General features: G+C 45.7%; 18 protein-coding genes. 4 read left to right on the forward strand and 14 right to left on the reverse strand.

Going from position 1 to position 17,356, the window contains the following annotated elements; all coding sequences use genetic code 11:
• Positions 1-3: 3 nt before the first annotated feature.
• Positions 4-990: an allantoicase gene (gene alc / locus ACIGBN_RS03295; RefSeq protein ID WP_133003293.1), complete on the reverse strand. Its 987-nt coding sequence runs from the start codon at positions 988-990 to the stop codon at positions 4-6.
• A 216-nt stretch (positions 991-1,206) separates the two neighbouring features.
• Between alc and ACIGBN_RS03300 the strand changes: the two genes are divergently transcribed.
• Positions 1,207-2,100: a MurR/RpiR family transcriptional regulator gene (locus tag ACIGBN_RS03300; RefSeq protein WP_396663636.1), complete on the forward strand. Its 894-nt coding sequence runs from the start codon at positions 1,207-1,209 to the stop codon at positions 2,098-2,100.
• Positions 2,101-2,161: 61 nt separating this feature from the next.
• Positions 2,162-3,439 carry a 3-phosphoshikimate 1-carboxyvinyltransferase gene (aroA, locus tag ACIGBN_RS03305; protein ID WP_133003291.1) on the forward strand — a complete coding sequence of 426 codons (1,278 nt, stop codon included), beginning with the start codon at positions 2,162-2,164 and terminating at the stop codon, positions 3,437-3,439.
• A gap of 81 nt (positions 3,440-3,520) precedes the next feature.
• Here aroA and ACIGBN_RS03310 read toward each other — a convergent pair whose 3' ends face one another.
• Positions 3,521-4,426 (reverse strand): LysR family transcriptional regulator, encoded by a 906-nt coding sequence (locus ACIGBN_RS03310; RefSeq protein ID WP_343772760.1) that lies wholly within the window; start codon positions 4,424-4,426, stop codon positions 3,521-3,523.
• Between the two features lie 114 nt (positions 4,427-4,540).
• On the opposite strand from ACIGBN_RS03310, the gene ACIGBN_RS03315 reads away from it, so the two are divergent.
• Positions 4,541-4,969: a DoxX family protein gene (locus ACIGBN_RS03315; protein WP_396663639.1), complete on the forward strand. Its 429-nt coding sequence runs from the start codon at positions 4,541-4,543 to the stop codon at positions 4,967-4,969.
• 183 nt (positions 4,970-5,152) lie between these two features.
• Here ACIGBN_RS03315 and ACIGBN_RS03320 read toward each other — a convergent pair whose 3' ends face one another.
• The 8 genes from ACIGBN_RS03320 to ACIGBN_RS03355 all read right to left on the reverse strand — a co-directional run bounded on the left by ACIGBN_RS03320 (position 5,153) and on the right by ACIGBN_RS03355 (position 13,061).
• A complete protein-coding gene (locus ACIGBN_RS03320; protein WP_133003288.1) occupies positions 5,153-5,476 on the reverse strand; it encodes a chaperone modulator CbpM in 324 nt (107 codons plus the stop codon).
• A 3-nt stretch (positions 5,477-5,479) separates the two neighbouring features.
• Positions 5,480-6,448, reverse strand: coding sequence for a DnaJ C-terminal domain-containing protein (locus ACIGBN_RS03325; RefSeq protein WP_396663641.1), 969 nt, complete (start codon positions 6,446-6,448; stop codon positions 5,480-5,482).
• 319 nt (positions 6,449-6,767) lie between these two features.
• Positions 6,768-7,250: a Spy/CpxP family protein refolding chaperone gene (locus ACIGBN_RS03330; protein ID WP_396663643.1), complete on the reverse strand. Its 483-nt coding sequence runs from the start codon at positions 7,248-7,250 to the stop codon at positions 6,768-6,770.
• A gap of 188 nt (positions 7,251-7,438) precedes the next feature.
• The gene (locus ACIGBN_RS03335) at positions 7,439-8,521 is read right to left on the reverse strand and encodes a methyl-accepting chemotaxis protein (RefSeq protein WP_396663645.1); all 1,083 of its coding nucleotides are present in this window, start codon (positions 8,519-8,521) and stop codon (positions 7,439-7,441) included.
• A 98-nt stretch (positions 8,522-8,619) separates the two neighbouring features.
• A complete protein-coding gene (locus ACIGBN_RS03340) occupies positions 8,620-10,023 on the reverse strand; it encodes an APC family permease (protein ID WP_396663647.1) in 1,404 nt (467 codons plus the stop codon).
• Positions 10,024-10,060: 37 nt separating this feature from the next.
• Positions 10,061-11,353, reverse strand: coding sequence for an FAD-binding oxidoreductase (locus tag ACIGBN_RS03345; RefSeq protein WP_133003283.1), 1,293 nt, complete (start codon positions 11,351-11,353; stop codon positions 10,061-10,063).
• A gap of 70 nt (positions 11,354-11,423) precedes the next feature.
• A complete protein-coding gene (locus ACIGBN_RS03350) occupies positions 11,424-11,843 on the reverse strand; it encodes a Rid family hydrolase (RefSeq protein WP_133003282.1) in 420 nt (139 codons plus the stop codon).
• Positions 11,844-11,921: 78 nt separating this feature from the next.
• On the reverse strand, positions 11,922-13,061 hold the full coding sequence (locus ACIGBN_RS03355) for a tyramine oxidase subunit B (protein ID WP_133003281.1): 1,140 nt from the start codon (positions 13,059-13,061) through the stop codon (positions 11,922-11,924).
• A gap of 220 nt (positions 13,062-13,281) precedes the next feature.
• Here ACIGBN_RS03355 and ACIGBN_RS03360 point away from each other — a divergent pair, with 220 nt between their 5' ends.
• On the forward strand, positions 13,282-14,115 hold the full coding sequence (locus tag ACIGBN_RS03360; protein WP_133003280.1) for a helix-turn-helix domain-containing protein: 834 nt from the start codon (positions 13,282-13,284) through the stop codon (positions 14,113-14,115).
• Positions 14,116-14,616: 501 nt separating this feature from the next.
• Here ACIGBN_RS03360 and ACIGBN_RS03365 read toward each other — a convergent pair.
• From ACIGBN_RS03365 to ACIGBN_RS03380, 4 genes are all read right to left on the reverse strand, one after another.
• The gene (locus tag ACIGBN_RS03365) at positions 14,617-14,859 is read right to left on the reverse strand and encodes a DUF2164 domain-containing protein (protein ID WP_133003279.1); all 243 of its coding nucleotides are present in this window, start codon (positions 14,857-14,859) and stop codon (positions 14,617-14,619) included.
• Positions 14,859-15,281, reverse strand: coding sequence for a secondary thiamine-phosphate synthase enzyme YjbQ (locus tag ACIGBN_RS03370; protein ID WP_396663651.1), 423 nt, complete (start codon positions 15,279-15,281; stop codon positions 14,859-14,861). The genes ACIGBN_RS03365 and ACIGBN_RS03370 overlap by 1 nt, the downstream gene beginning before the upstream one ends.
• Positions 15,282-15,409: 128 nt before the next feature.
• Positions 15,410-16,582, reverse strand: a complete 1,173-nt coding sequence (gene thiH / locus ACIGBN_RS03375; RefSeq protein ID WP_396663653.1) for a 2-iminoacetate synthase ThiH — start codon at positions 16,580-16,582, stop codon at positions 15,410-15,412.
• Positions 16,579-17,355 (reverse strand): thiazole synthase, encoded by a 777-nt coding sequence (locus ACIGBN_RS03380; RefSeq protein ID WP_279433441.1) that lies wholly within the window; start codon positions 17,353-17,355, stop codon positions 16,579-16,581. The genes thiH and ACIGBN_RS03380 overlap by 4 nt, the downstream gene beginning before the upstream one ends.
• Position 17,356: the final 1 nt, after the last annotated feature.

Consider the following 17,356-nt stretch of genomic DNA (forward strand, 5'->3'; position numbering starts at 1 on the left):
CCCTTAGAGAACTGGCTTGCCAATCGCGCGGATACGACTGATGCCGCCATCCGGAAAGATATTAACGCGCAAATGAGTAATAGGCCCAACCTCCAACAACGCCTCTTTAAAAGAATGCTCTTGATCGGCTCCTAGCTTGGATTTTGGCAGCAACTCTTGCCAATACAAGCTTTGAGCCGCCAGAGTAGTGTCTGGCAAGTTACCCGCATCCGCGACTTGAATGGAGCAAGCGTCTGCAAAATTGCCTTTGAAAAAAGCCGTATCAATGATGATTTCTTCAATTTCACCACGATGCCCCAACGCCAATATTACCCAATCATTGCCAGGTTCTCGGCGACGACGCGTTTCCCAGCCATCCCCCATATTAATGCCTTTGCCTGGCAGATTCAGATTGTGCATAGAACCAAAATGTTCGTCGTTTGCGCAGATCGCATGACCACCGACTTCCATCGCTAAGAGGTCAAGTGATTGTGCGCCCAAGCCGCTCCACTCCACTTCTGGTTGACCGTATACTCGCAGCCGAGCCACACCACCATCAGGGTATATGTTGAGTCTAATATGGCTATACACCTGGTCACTCGCAATATCCACCAGCTGACGAGCATCCCCTTCTAACGCCACCGTATTGGTAATGGCCGTCCATTCTGTTGAGGCCGTTGGCACACCGTCACAATGACACGCTTCTAGCATAGCGGCAGGTGCGTAGTTGCCAGTAAAATGACGCGTGTCGATTTCTATTTTGTTTATGCGCCCTGGCACCGCCAATTGAACGACGCAATAATCGTAACCTTGTTCGCGTTTACGGCGAGTCTCCCAGCCGTCCATCCATTTCCCATTGTCATCGTATTTGCCTGCAATAAAAACAGGGTCACTGTCTTGTAGCATCCTTTCTTTTGGAGCAAAAAAATCGTCGTTTGCAAACAGGGCTTTGGCCCCTAATCGTTCTGAAGCCAGGTTAACCCCATACCAAACAGTGGCAGATTGAGACATGAACACTCCTTACAGTGGCACCTCAGAATGCAAATGCATCGTCGGCGAATCGTGGTTAAATCAATTTCTAGATAATACATTTGTTTCAGAATAATAAAAGATAAAACTTTTGACTCTTTTGAGCACGTAATCCGTGACTAACTTAGAGTAACCCCTTCCCTGTCGCCGCGTTTTCCTTCATTATTTGTCAATTCGCGAATTAAAATGACTCTAATAATGCAAGATCAATCGATAGAACAACGAATTAAGCTTATTTACGACCAGCTTTCGCCTACTCAGCAAAAGCTGGCGGCCTGCATTCTGAATCACCAAGGTGATATCGCAACGTATTCGGCCACCGAACTGGCTAAATTGGCTAACGTCTCTAAATCAGCGGTCACACGCTTGTTACAGCGTTTGGGATATAAGGATTTCACCGAGGTAAAAAAGCAGGTTCGTGCTGCTCGCCGTTGGGGAGCCCCAATAGCGGAAAAGCAGCCAGAAAACCGTCCTCTGTCGACACTTTTCCAAGACTATGTCACTTGTGATCAGAGCAATATTCGACGCACTTTAGAGTCCATCAATAGCCAAGACTATCAAACCGCCGTTCGTTGGATCAGCCGCGCTGAAAAAGTCTATATTATTGGCTATCGAAACAATCACGCATTGGGATTACACCTTCGCCAGCAACTTACCCAATGTCGTACTGGCGTACAGTTGTTGCCATTACCGGGTCAAACCTTGGGTGAAGAAGTCGCGGGATTTAGCAAGGACGACATCGTCATTATTATGGGCGTAAGACGACGCCCTTCTTGGTTGAAAAACCTAATGATTAGCCTGCGTAAAAAAGGCCAACGCTTGATTTACATCACCGATCATGCCGATGTAAATCCTCATGAAATTAGTGACTTACATTTTTCTTGCGTGGTTCGAGGCGTGTCCGCCTTTGATTCCTACGCCAGCGTCATGAACCTAATCAGCATGCTAGCCAGTAGTGTTTATCAAGACAGTTATGACAGCGCCAATGCGCGCATTCAAACCATCGAAGACACCTACCAAGCTCTTAATGAACTCGACATGGCCGCTCTCAATAATGGCGCCTTGATCGATGACTTTAGCGATAATGAATAAACAACGATGAGTCACTCGTCGTCATCAAACGAACATATGTAAACCTCTAACGGAATGTATAATGAACTCAATCACACTTGGCCCTCTTAAGCACGCCAATGGCGAAATCCAAATTCCAGGCTCAAAAAGCCTTTCAAATCGTATATTGTTGCTGGCAACACTTGCCAAAGGCACCACTAAAATCACCAACTTGCTAGACAGCGATGACATCAAACACATGCTAGCCAGCCTAAAACAATTAGGGGTGAAGTATTCTCTAGAAGACCAAGGCACTACTTGTATTTTGGAAGGTCTGGCTGGTCCTATCCAAGCCGATTTTGGCGATTTGTTTTTAGGCAATGCAGGCACCGCCATGCGCCCACTGACCGCTGCACTTTGCTTAGGACAAGGCGAATTTCACCTACACGGCGAACCTCGCATGCACGAGCGCCCTATTGGCGACCTAGTCGATGCACTACAAGCATTGGGTGTCGACATTCGCTATGAAGGTGAGAAAAACTACCCGCCACTTTGCATTAAAGCCTCTGGACTATCCGGTGGTGAAGTCTCTATTAAGGGCAACATTTCTAGCCAATTTTTGACCGCTATTTTGATGAGTGCACCACTCGCAAAAGGCGATTTGACGATTAATGTCGATGGCGAATTGGTGTCTAAACCTTACATCGACATCACCTTGCATGCGATGAAGCAGTTCGGCGTTGAAGTAGAAAACCAAAATTACCAAGCTTTCGTCGTAAAAGGCCAACAAACCTACCAAAGCCCTGGCGAAATCATGGTCGAAGGCGATGCCTCTTCGGCGTCATACTTCTTAGCGGCAGCGGCCATTGCAGGCGGAAAAATCAAGGTACACGGCGTGGGTTCAGACAGCGTTCAAGGGGATGTTAAATTTGCGGATGTACTCGCGCAAATGGGCGCAAAAATCACCTACGGCCCTACTTGGATTGAAGCAGAGCATCATGAGCTAAATGGCGTAGACTTAGACATGAACCACATTCCAGATGCGGCCATGACGATTGCCACTACCGCCTTGTTTGCTAAAGGCCCAACCACCATCCGTAACATTTATAACTGGCGAGTAAAAGAAACAGACCGTTTGTACGCCATGGCAACTGAACTGAAAAAGCTCGGCGCCGATGTGATCGAAGGGGAAGATTTTATTACAGTGACGCCTGTCGCTACCCTAAACCATGCGGCAATCGACACTTACAATGATCACCGCATTGCCATGTGTTTTTCACTGGTTGCGTTTTCCGACACGCCAGTCACCATCAATGACCCAGGTTGTACCTCAAAAACCTTCCCGACCTACTTTGAGTTATTCAACACAGTAGCCAGTTAACCGCAAGCCGCCCGCACCTTAGAAAGGCACGGGCGGCACGCTACTTTGGTTACAAGCAAGCAACGCCTACTTTTAGCTGTCTTAATTGGTTTCTGCTGCCGCTGCAATTTCATTGCGTAAGAAGGTCGCGGCTGGACCTATCGCTGTACTACGGCATTTTGCGATCACGGCGGCCACTCTGGGCATACGATCAGAAGAGTCCCAACGGGCCGGCTTTAGCTCAATTAATTCACCGCGCTCAATCTCGGCGGCCACCATCGGCCTTGGCATACTTCCCCAGCCAATACCCGCCATAATCAAGCTATAACGCAGGCGTGATTCATTTACGCGCCATTGATTCACTCCAACAATACCGAACGCAGGCGAGTCACGTGACGATTTAGGATTCGAAACAATAATCTGCAAATGGTCGCGCAATTCATCCCGTGGAATATTGGCTGGCAGCTGCGCTAATGGGTGCGTCGGAGCGACTACCGCAACCAGATCGATGTCTTTTATGACCTCATACTCTAACTCGGCTGGTAAGTTCTTATTGCCAAAAAACGCGCCTAAATCCGCTTCCCCATTGATTAACTGCTGCACCGCATCTTGAGCCCAAGCGGCGTTAATTCGTAACTGAACCTTTGGATAGGCGACTTTAAATTTCTCTAACGCAGGAGTCATCACAGACAGGGACAAAAAATTGTCCACCACCAAGGTAAGCTCAGCTTCTACACCTTGGGTCATGGTTTCCGTTTGCACTCGAAACTCGGCGAAATCTTCTAAAATTCGGCTAATTCTAGGCAACAATGCATAGCCAGCTTCCGTTAAAGAGACCCGATAGCTAGAACGATCAAAAAGCACCACGCCACTTTGCTCTTCTAATTTTTGCACCGTGTAAGTAATAGAAGACTGCACGCGATGTAGCTTTCGTGCCGCCGCCGCAAAGCTGCCCTCTTTCACCACTGTCATAAAAACAGAAAACTGATCCAATGTTATAGCGTTCATCTTATTCATATTAATTGAATGTCTTATTCGAAAATATCCGATTTTTTTAAATGTAACGCCTTCGTATACTAGCGCCCATTGATACCAACTGAACCCACTTTTAGAGAAAAAAACATGTCTAGTACAGCAATCACACCCAACAGGGTTTCAAAACCATTAAATGCCAGCATTTGGATCTTCCAATTATTGGGTGCCGGAGTCTTTATTATGGCCGGCGTCATGAAGACCATGACTCCTATCGACCAACTCTCGGCAATGATGCCTTGGACAGGACAATACCCTCTGGCATTTGTGCATTTTTTAGGTCTCGTTGATTTTGCCGGCGGCCTAGGACTGATATTGCCATCCCTTACGCGCATTGCGCCGCACCTCACCGTCATTGCTGCGGCCGCCTGCGTTCTGTTGCAATTGATCGCTATTTGTTTTCATTCATCGCGAGGAGAGTTCAACGTACTGCCGGTGAACGCCGTGTATATTTCATTGGCCTTGCTCGTGCTATGGGGACGAGGCAAAAAAGCGCCGATCACGCCGCGTAATGCATAACCATATTATGTTCAATAAAGGCTAAGGGATACAAGTGCTCTGCGCTCACTCTGTGATTTAGAACGTTTTGAGTGACGCGTAAGGCATGTTATCAGATTCAAAAACAGTAGAGCCAAGGGGCAGTTGGCTCTACTGTCTCTAAATACGCCATCTAGGCGTGTTTTTTAATCATGGTGCATGACATCAGGGTAATTGGCTTTTAAGCACTACTATGTGTTTCTGCAAGCCATCAATTTTATCCAACAACTCAAGGCTGAGCGCCACACCTGATAAGTTTAATTCAAGCTCATCCATGAGTCGCTGCGCACGCTGCAACCTTACCACCGCTTGCGTATTGAAGTACCAAACCGAGGCCGAAGCTTGTTCAACCGGCTCAACAATACCGTATTCGACCATTTCGACAACTATCTCTGTATGCGCACCACAACGTTCGCAAACCTCCTCTAAGCTAAACAATCTATGCTCGCTTGGCGAAGATTCAATTACCACTATCTCTGACTTAGACATAATCTACCTCTCGAAAACGTGGCGTGGGTTAAAGTCTGCTTCACACTCAGACAGTTTTAGATACAACGCCTCTGCTTCACTGCTGTGTGATGAAGGCAAACTGACTTGCAAGGTCACTATTTGATCACCCGCTTGCCCCCCTTCTTTACCAGCCAAGCCTTTGCCTTTAATGCGCAGCTTATTACCGCTGTTGGCGCCTTTGGGCACTTTCAATTTTACCTTGCCGCTTAGTGTAGGCACTTCAACGGACGAACCTAATGCCGCTTCCCAACAACTGACTGGTAACGTCAGCAGAATATTTCGGCCGTCTACTGCAAAATAAGGGTGAGGGGCAAATTCAATTTCCAGCAGCAAATCACCGGCTTTTCCTTCGCCAATGCCAGCTTCACCCTGCCCAGCCAAACGGATATGCTGACCTTGCATCACGCCAGCGGGAATTTTCACCTTTAAGGTTTTGTCGCGCGGCCTTAACACGCCGTTTGCATCAGGCTCAGTCACTCGCAACGATAACTGTCGCTGACACCCCTCAAAGGCCTCCTCTAGAAAAAGAGCGATTTTGTGGTGTATATCGCGCCCACGTTGATTCACCGAACGACGACTATTTGAATAATGGGTTGAGCCTCTGGCTTGTGCACCGAAAATTGAATCAAAAAAATCGCTAAAGTCACAACCAGCTTCTTGCCCAAAGCCTGCATGGTCACTACTCGCATTCTGCCAATCAGAGGACGCCCTAAACCCACCTTCGGCCTGATGTGTCGCCTGTTGACGCAACAGGTCATATTCAGCACGCTTTTCGCCGTCTTTTAATACCGTATAAGCTTCATTCACTTCTTTGAAATGCTGTTCAGCGTCTTTTTCTTTGCTGACATCGGGGTGATATTTTCTGGCCAGCTTACGGTAAGCGGCTTTGATGGCCGAAGCATCCGCTTGCTCAGATAAGCCTAAAACCTTGTAATAATCTTTAAACTCCATAACGTCTCACTTTCATCAAAAAGCACTCCTATTACGAACCTTAAGAAAGACATAAATTTGTCTAATCAAAACGCACTGATTAGCATACTCCTTTTCCATCGCCACACTGGCTAATATTCACACAAGTTTGATTTAAGTCGTCTTACTATGAAATCCAAGACCCCATACCTTTCTCTGTGAATAGCGAATGACAGTCACAGCAAAACACAAGCACCCAAGAATGCCGCTTATAAACAAAAAAAGCCTCAGTCTTTTACCTCTGAGGCTTTATTCTTATAGGCATCGTCTATCGGTGTTGAACCGCTTTTTACGCTAATAGCTAGCTTTCTTTCGGTGCTTTAGGTGCTTGCTTGCCATAATTTTCTAACGTGTCGATTTGCTTAGGCGTTAACAGTGCGTATAAATCAGCACGACTTTTAGCGTATTCAATGGTGAGTTTTTCGGTGATATTGCCACTTTCACTGGCCAATTTATCCACCTTTTTCATGTAGCCTTTATCATTGGGTGACAGGCTATTTAATTCATGGCGTTTTTCACTTAGCTTCATCTGCAACTGGCGAATGTCTTCACCGTCGGTCTTAAATAATTTGGCCACTTTCTTTTCTGTTGCGGCGTTCAAATGAAGTTTCTTTGCCATATCAGACGCCATGCTATCAGCAATCTGTTCGGTACTTGGTGCAGCGCTATGAGCTTTTGGTAATGGCGATTGTGTGTCTGCAAGAACGTTTGTCGCGGTAGCGGCCATAATCGCTGCACTTAAACCAATCACACTCAACATACCCACTTTTCTACGATTCATCATAATGCTTCCTTAAGCCCTTCTTTACTGATTTGTTGTCATCCATTATGGCGATAAATTCGCCAAACAATGCCAAAGAGCGAGGAATAAGATGCCAAACTTGTCATTAGACTGTAAATGAAAATCCGCAATAACTCGTCGCGTAGCCTTAATACCGACTGAGACTTGCTGATAGGCGAATACATACGCATTCAGATTCTGGCAAACAAATAGTCGAGTATCTTCTGCATCTGAATATGCACCGCATTTACTCGCTCCGTCATTTTTTGATCAATAGACGTTAGCAACGGCATATCAATCTCTGACATTTTTTGGATTTGTTGCGCTAGGGCATTAAGTTGATCTAATTCAGCCGCAATTCTCAGATAACTGTTTTGTGAGCGAAAATCAAACTCGTTATCACTGCCTGTGTAATACCAATCAGCAAATTGCGTTTGTTTAACATCCCTATTCAGCCCAGCAGAGTCACCTTTTAATACCGCTAACACATTCTCGGATTGCCATTGCGTCAGCTCAACAATCGCCGCTGATAAATGAGCAAATGCCATCGACTGATAAGCAGATTTTGTTAAGACAGACGTATCCTTGGCGGTATTAGAAAACGAGGTTGCCAATGCTGAACACGAATGATTGAGTGCTTGTGAGTTATGATGGAGGCCATTTATTTGTTGATAAACAAGATGAGTACGCTCGTCAATTCTCTGCACTAAAGAAGAAATGCTTTCACTAGATTGTCCTGCTTTATTGGCTAACGATCTGACCTCATCAGCCACTACGGCAAAACCTCGTCCATGTTCACCAGCCCGCGCGGCTTCAATCGCGGCATTCAGTGCCAGCAAATTGGTTTGTTCGAAGATGCCTTGAATCGTGTCTATAAAACCTTTTATCTCAATTGTAATGTCTTTTAAGGCACTCATCTCTTGTAAACTAAGTGCCGTTTTCGTCACCATATCGGACATATCTTGCGTAAGCTTGGCGATCTCCTGCTGATTCCTATTGATGTCCTCATTAGCACCCTCTGATGCACTCATGGGCTCAAATAAACGTCCGGTGATCTCATTGATAGCCACCAACACTGTCCCTAACGTGGCCTGTTTTTCACTGATAAAAGGAGAAAGATAAGCGCTCGCATGAGGCATTGCTCTCACTATTAATGCATTGTTTTCCAACTCATCTTTCAGTAATTTGTTTTGCACTTCCAATGCACTCTTCTCATTTTTCAGCGCCGTTAGTTCACCTTCCAATACCTGTAATCGTTTCTTTGAAAACAGCATAATCGTCCTTCTTTTCATGTGATGAGCAAAGACAAAGACACCAAAAGCCAGAGCAAACCACAGCCTCCTCTGACTTTTGGTTTGCACCTTTAAGTCATTTAGTCCATGTCGGCAGCAAATAAATCTCGCTTCATATAGAACTTCACCCAAAGTGCGGCAATTAAGCAAATTACACCCAACATGCCACCGGCAATGCTGTACACGGTTTGCGTCATTTCAGGGGATGGGGAATTATTTAAAGCCACATAGACCATGGCTGAAATGCCCACTATTTGAGGCAGTGGGTAAAACGGCGCTTTGTAAGGTCGCTGGTGTTTCGGCATGCGCATACGCAGTACGATCACGTCCACATGAGCAATAATATAAGCCAATAGATAACTGGTGGTTGCCGCAATCACTAAGACAATCAAGGAGTCGATGTCAAAAGCTAAGAAAGGAACACACGCCAGCAATGCCATCATGATGATCCCAACCCAAGGGGTATTAAAACGATTTGTGGCCTTTAACACAGGGAAAGCTTGCTTATCTTGTGCCATACCATGCAGCATCCGTGGCAGTGCAGCCAAGATAGTATTAATCGTACTGCACGTTGCTGCTAACCCCATGATGGTCGCAATAAATAACCCCGCCTTCCCAAATACCGCATTGGAGTAATCTAGATATGGAATGGGTGAGCCTAGCAACGTTTCAGTACTCAGATATAAGCTTGCGCCATAAATAAAAGTCGCAAAGATAGCAAAGATGGCAAACAACGACAGCTGCATGGCGCGTGGAATATTTGTTTGCGGTTTTTTTACATCTTTTATCATTGGACAAATATACTCAGCACCAACAAATAACCACATAGCCAAAGCAATCAGTCCAATAAAGCTGCCATCTGTGACCCCATCAAATCCCCAACTTACCTGAGTACCAGAAATCACCCCGTGAGGCTCATCCAATCCAGTAATGGCTACCAAGCCCAAAATAATCAGTGCACTCACCAAAATAAATGCCAGTACATTCTGCACCTTTGCAAACACATCAGCTCCGACCAGGTTCGTAATACTCAACACAACCAGAATCGCTAAAGGGATAACCTTTTCTGGAAACACGCCAGGCAGCAATTCACCGACCATGGCATCTACCAAGAACATTTCTACTGGTATTGCTAAACTTGCCACGACCACATAGCCAGCAAAAACAGCAACAATCGCAGGGAAATGCCCAATGGCCTTTTGCGTATAAGTAGCTAATGTTCCTTCTTGAGGAAACATCAGTGACAATTCAGCAAAGCTCATGGCGTTACACTGAGAAATAAGCAATGCGGCTAGCATAGCAAACAAGAAGGTCGTTCCACCTAACCCCACCCCCTGTAAACCAGAAATCATAGCCCCTTGAACAATCACCAAACCGATGCAGATGGACATCATGGTCAGTAGGCCTATTTTATTAGACTTAGCCGTTGCTAAAGCATGGCCATGGGGTAGGTTTACCGTTTGTGTCGCGCTAAGATCTCTCATAATAATGTTCCTCTTCAGTCAATAGACATTAACTATTTCAAAACCGATCAAATCGGTAAGGGGTTGGATCAATAAGTGGTGTTGCGTTTGAGACAATGTCCGCCGCGAGTTGCCCCGCTGCAGGCCCAGTGCCAAAGCCATGTCCTGAAAACCCTGTGGCGAGGGTGAGCCCAGGCAGTTGACTGACTCGATCAATAACCGGATTCGAATCCGGTGTTATGTCAATAAGACCTGCCCACGTTTCCGCTATCTCAGCCTGATTAAAGATGGGCCAAGCATTACGGAGATTGGTCATCGCTTCGTTATTAAGAGCTGGGTTAACCTTTGGGTCCATCGTACGAATCTGCTCAAACGGACTAATGCCATTGGCCTTCCAACGTCGTTTAAGAGATAGATCTTTAAAGAAGTAACGTCCTGCGGACACTCGTAAGAAGCTTCTTTGAGCGCGTAACTGCGCCAGGTAACGCCAACCAACCGTAAGATGGTCAAGCGTAATGGGGGCATCCAACGCGCCACGTTGAGTCACGATAAAACCGCCATCTTGATGTTTTCTAAAAGAGAAATCAGGCCCCCCTACGGCGATATCAGTAGGCCCTGTCATTGGCTTAGTTCGCATCACAGAACAAATAACAGGTAAAGTTGGCAGCGACACCCCGTGATTACCCAAAAAGCGGCGCGACCAAGCCCCACTGGCAAGCAACACTTGCTCGCAGCGTATTTCCCCTTTTTCAGTGATCACACCACTGACTTTCCCCGCGCTAGTCGACAACATACGAACCGCGCAATTCTGAACAATAATGGCGCCTTTCTCTATGGCCGCTTTGGCCATCATAGGCACGGCAATAGAAGGTTCCGCTCGGCCATCAGAGCCAGTGTAAATACCACCAACCCAGTTCCCTTTTCCGCCAGGCACACGCTGTTTAACTTGCTGAGAGCTCAACAAGGTGGAATCGAGATCAAACGATTGCACCGAATTGACCCAAGCTTCATGAAGCGCCATTTGCTCATCATCTTTTGCAAGAAACATAATCCCAGCTTGCTGGTAGCCCAAACTATGCCCTACACGTTGCGGCATCTCAGACCACAAACGATCTGCTGCCATGGCCAATGGAACATCCGCTGCATGGCGGCTAGTTTTGCGCACCCAACCTAAGTTTCTCGATGACTGCTCACCCGCTATATGCCCTTTCTCGATCAATACAACGGGGATATTTCGCTCTGCTAAAGTCAATGCTGCAGAGACACCTACAATGCCACCACCAATAATCACCACTTTCGTTTCCGTCGGCAGTTCATCCGTGGTGCTAAATCTATCAAGTGTTTTCGTCATACCCTTGTCCTGTCTAGCGCTGAAGTCTAAAGACCAAGCCGGTCCAACTTAACCTGATGTACGTGTACGATTAAGCCAACTGTATTTTTTCTATTGTCGCGGTTGCGGCACCACGGTAAGCGGTGACTTCTAATTCAACCTTATATTCGCTGGACCCTAATGGGGGTGAGGTAACCGTCGTCGCGGGATCAATTCCTCTGAATTTAGTGCCAATAAAGTCCATCACGGCCATGGTGTCCGCTGGGTTTTGGATAAACACTCGAGACATGACAACATCCGCTAGGCAAGAGCCCACAGCAGCTAAGGCTGTTTCAATGTTGTCAAACACTTGTTGAGTCTGTAACAGAAGGTCGTCTGCTATTTCTTTAGTATGAGGGTTTCGACCTGCGGTATTGGATACATAAATCCAATTATCGACCGCGACAATGCGGGAATAACTGGCCGCTTCTTCGAATTTAGATCCGGTTTTCACTTTCGTAATATGCGTCATTGGATTACCTGATTACACAGAAAAGAAACATGAAGAGCATAAGAATCAAGGCTTATGCCCTTCTGAGATTTGAGTGGACTAGCGAAGCTCTGGGGTATCCCAAAGATTCAGTTTCACGCCAATATTGTTCTCTACTGCATTACGGTAAATTTTAGTCGCCCAAGCCACGTCTTCCGTTGGTAATCCACCCACAGATAAAATAATAATTTCTTCTTCATTGTTACGGCCTGGGGCGGCACCTGCAGCAATGGCGCCTAGATCTTCTAGGCTATCCTTGTTCATCAGCCCTTCTTCAACCATGTCTAAAAAGCGGCAACCAATGATAGGAATGTACATATGGGAAGGCTTTGGAGCTTCTTCATACCATGCGTCGTATAACCCTGGATTATCCAGTACTTTGCGCACATCATCTTGTTCAAGCCCTGCGTCTAAACGGCAATAAGCTGGCATCGAAATGTACGCCCCTGTTTTAACCCATTCCCGTTTTACAATTGGGTAAGTCGATACATCCCCGGTTTCCCCTGAATTACAATAGGTCACGATATCAGAGTCCCGAACCACTTCTTCTAGGGTATCTACCACTTGAACATTGGTAATTTGTGGAAAGGTGACATTTACCCAAGTTAAAAAGTCATCCAAACTCTTCTGCCCACGCCCTTTCACTTTTAATGTATCAATCTGCGGACAAACCGCCATGAAGGCTGCTACAGAAGTTTTTCCCATCACTCCAGGGCCCAAAAGACCAATAACTTTTGAATCCTTACGTGCTAAATGACGCGCTCCCACTCCCGGTACGGCCCCAGTACGGTAAGCCGACAACAAATTAGCAGACATATGAGCTAACGGCGCACCAGTATCAACATCGTTTAGTGTCATCATTAAAATAGAACGTGGTAAACCTCTTTCACGATTCGCTATATTTGATCCGTACCATTTCACACCACAAGTTTGGTAGTCACCTCCTAGGTACGCAGGCATCGCCATCAAACGACGATCCGGAGTGTGATGTGGCATATTAGGAATGTCTGTTTTTTCAGGAAAAGTGACCATGGCGCCATGGGAATCATTGTTGGCACCCGCCATGCGATAATCCCCCTTATAAAGCAGCGCAAACATTTCCTCCATGGTATCAACACAAGTCGGCATGTCGGTTACGCCCGCCTTGATCATGTCTTGCTCGGAAAGATAAATGAAATCAATTTTTGTATTGTCAGACATAGCATCACCTAAATATAAGATTGAATTAAATTCTGCTAATTAAGAGTAATCTTTATAAAAACCTAATATTTAACAAAGAAACCCAGCAGGCATTTCGATATTAGTAATACGACTTTATTAGGTATTGTATTTTTGGGACATGCCTATTTATATTTTATAAAAATTATTTGGCACTTAATTTGCTAGGGTTCTTTATTGTTTTAAATAACGAGTGTGAGCCATGTCTACTCATTTATTGCTATCACATCTAAAAAGCATTCGCTCTAAACAGCCTTGGTTAGTGTTAAGTGCCGCTCAGAAGTTTTCATTGTGTCACTCGGACAATGCGTCTATTTCGCACTTTTATAGTTTTGAGGTTAGCGACCAAGAGGAATCGGTATTTGCCATACCAGATGGTTGCGTTGATATTCTGTTTGATTGCGACAGCAGCCACCCAAGTGCAGAAGTTTATGGCACTCCACTGGAAGCTACCTGTATCGATTTAGCCGCTGGGCATCGCTATTTTGGGGTGCGTTTTACAGCGGGTATGATGCCAGATTTTCTGGCCACTTCGGCGCAAGAACTGGTGAGCACAAAACAGACATTATTAGACATAAATCCTGATACAAATCAGTTATTTGAAGAAATAGTAAACACAGAAAACTTTGTTCAACAAGTCTCATACTTTGAGCAATTTTATGACTGTCAGATAGCAAGGAAATGCTCCGCAACCACCGCTCAGGTGATACAAAGTATTTATGCGAATAATGGCAATATAAAGATACAAGACATGGAAGCACTGACTGGCTATACAAGGCGCACAATACAGCGCTTGTTTGTTGATGATGTTGGTGTCACACCTAAGCTGTTTAGTCGCATCGTGCGCTGCCAATCCGCAGTCTACAATATCAATCACAGCGATAATATTGAGCTTTCCGATCTTGCTTTTAGCCTAGGTTTTAGTGACCAGTCACATTTCCAAAAAGAGTTTAAAAAGTTAGTTCATGCAACCCCTATGCTTTACCAAAGCAGCGTAAAACAAGAGAGCTACATTAATAGAATTCAATATATTTAACCAACAAATGTTCCAAAAAAGAGCACAAAAACAACAAAACACCAAAACAGTGCAGACGAAAACTTTTGAATTAAAATGATTTTCACAATCGGGTTTTGATTTTTTATATTATATAAACGCCATCTCTATTTTCTTTTTTATAAACCTCTTTCATACCTAATCATTTATTTTAAGCAAAAAAAAGCCCCAGCTTTTTACAACTGGGGCAACACTCAACGACTATCACAAAAGAACGCTTTACTCTTGCTTATCATCTAAAACCCGCATCATCTTCAGGTTTTAGACCATTACTCGTCATTCAACTTGCTCTAAGGGAGAGAACAAGCTTTCTGGGATGAGGTTATTATAAAACGCTTTTTTGTCAGTGTGTGTCAGAGGGTTGACACCTCTTAGTAAATCTTGTCAGGCCGCTGTCAGCAAAGTTTCTTTTTATTGCTTGAATCAGCACGGTTGGCCAATCAACAAAAAAGACCTGATGCGTTTTGCTCTAAAATGCAGCCATTAATACGACATTTCTAGCTCATAAATAGCATCGTTAAAGGTTTCCATTTTTTCTTGCATCACTTGCTGGGCATCTGCCAAGCCTTTGTTATAAAAGGTTGCTGCAAAATTATCTGTGATAAAGTCCAATAAGAACTCCGCCTCAAAGGCCCCAACTGACAGGTCGAACTCCTGCTCTAAATAGGCTTTTAGCTGGTCCGTCATTTTGACTTTATCGGCGCTATCTAACGTTAATTTGCTCATTATTCTTCTCCATTAAGCGTAATAACAAGCGAACGCTCGCCACCATAATCTCGATGTTCTCCCAAATAAACGCCTTGCCAGATTCCCATATTAAGAGCGCCGTTGCTGATTGGAATCTGTACACTGGCCCCGAGCAGACTAGTCTTTATGTGAGCGGGTAAATCGTCATCGCCTTCGTCATTGTGACGGTAATAGGACTCTCCTTCTCGCACGGTTCGGTTAAAATAATTTTCGAAGTCTTCGCGCACTGTGGCATCCGCGTTTTCATTGATGGTCAGCGAGGCCGAAGTATGCTGAATAAAGACATGACATACCCCTATTTTCATCCTTTTTAACTCTGGCATAGCGCGCACAATATCGTCCGTGATCAAATGAAAACCTCTTGGCTTGCTGGGCAGCCTAATTTCTTTTTGATACCACATAATTCCCCCATGATGACTCAAGACAAAAAAATAACCCCATAGGAATGTCGTCTGTGAGCATTCCGATGGGGTTATCTTATCTTCTCAAGTTTTCACGCCTCTTGCATGCCTCTGCTGGCATTAATTCCTTACGAGTGTGTATGACTAAGCGACGGGTCCCAGTCTTTCCAAATAACCTCACGTCCTTGTTGGCGAATCATTTTGGCAATCTCACCTACCGGGCGCTCATCACTGATTTCAAATTGCTCTAAGGCCTGTTGCGCGTCTTCGGCATACCCGCCAGGCTGCGTTTTGGATTCGGCACTCATCGTAGTGAAGCCCATCCGCACCGCATGATTTCGAAATTCAGCGGACTCACGCGTAGACAGGCTCATTTCTAAATCCGCATCAAACAAACGCCACGCCGCAATCAATTGCACCAGTTGACGATCAGAAATCACTGATTTAGGCACTATGCCGCCTTCGCAAGGACGAATGCGAGGAAACGCCACGCTAAAACGACTGCGCCAATAACGCTTTTGAAGGTGACGAAGATGCTTAGCCATCATGATGGAATCGGTACGCCAATCTTCTAAGCCCAGCAACACCCCTAAGCCGATTTTATGGATGCCGGCTTGTCCTATTCGATCTGGCGCGTCGAGACGATAATTAAAATCGGATTTATTGCCCCGTAGATGATGCTCTAAATACGTCTGCCGGCGATAAGTTTCCTGATAGACCAATACCGCATCCAAACCAATACCTTGCAGAGTTTTATACTCTTCAGCCTCTAATGGCTGAACCTCCATAGAAAGCTGACTAAAGTGCGGTTTAATCAATGGAATCATGCGTTCAAAGTAGGGCATGGATACCTTGTTCGTCTCGCCTGTGACCAACAAAATACTATCAAAGCCTTTGCCTTTTATGGCGGCGATTTCTTTTGCGAGCTGTCCTTCGTTTAAAGTCAGTCGCTTAATCGCATTGCTCATGGAAAAGCCACAATAAGTGCATTCGTTGGCACAGGTGTTAGACAAATACAAAGGAGCAAACAAACTCACCGTATTACCAAAACGCTGTTGTGTCAGCTGTTCTGACTTTGCCAGCATTTGCATCAAATAAGGCTCTGCGGCGGGGGAAATTAGCGCCGCAAAATCCTTGATATCGAGTCGTTTTTTGGCGAGTGCGGCTTTCACATCTTGCTCATTAATAGACTCATGCAATAACGCAGTTTGCTGCCACGATTGAGACGCCAGTACGGAACTAAATTGCCCTTCAACCTCGGGACTTTGTGGGCAGATATGAAGTCGTTTCACCGCGCTCATGACAAGCTACCAACAAAGTCCGTAAAAGGGCTCGACGCTTGCGCCTGCTGACGCTTTTCACCCAAGCCCGATTCATACGCCAAGCGCCCTGCCTCTACCGCCATTTTAAAGGCCAAACTCATTTGCGCCGGGTTCTGCGCCACCGCCATGGCCGTATTCACCAACACGGCATCGGCGCCCATTTCCAATGCCAACGCGGCATCCGATGGCGCGCCAATGCCCGCATCAACGATCACAGGTACCTGACTTTGCTCAATGATAATGTCCAGAAAAGGCTTACTCGCTAAGCCCATATTAGAGCCAATTGGCGACCCAAGTGGCATCACGCATTGACACCCCACTTCTTCCAATCGCTTGCACAACACAGGATCAGCGTGCACATAAGGCATCACCACAAAGCCTTGTTTCACAAGCTCTTCAGCCGCCGCCAATGTTTCTATCGCGTCCGGCATTAAATACCTTGGGTCAGGGTGAATTTCTAACTTGACCCAGTTTGTTTCCAGCGCTTCTCGTGCTAATTGTGCGGCAAACACCGCTTCTTTTGCCGTGCGAGCCCCTGAGGTATTAGGCAAAAGCTTAATACCATGCTGCTGTAACGGCTGCAGAATATTGTCACTTTGATGTTTCAAATCCATACGACGTAAAGACAAAGTCACCAGTTCACTACCACTGGCGTTAATCGACGCCATCATCGCATCGGCGCTGGCGTATTTGCCAGTGCCAGTAAATAAGCGCGATGAAAACTCATGACCTGCAATCATTAAAGATGACACA

The sequence above is a fragment of the Marinomonas sp. NPDC078689 genome, from assembly GCF_044542435.1.
Lineage (GTDB): Bacteria > Pseudomonadota > Gammaproteobacteria > Pseudomonadales > Marinomonadaceae > Marinomonas > Marinomonas arenicola.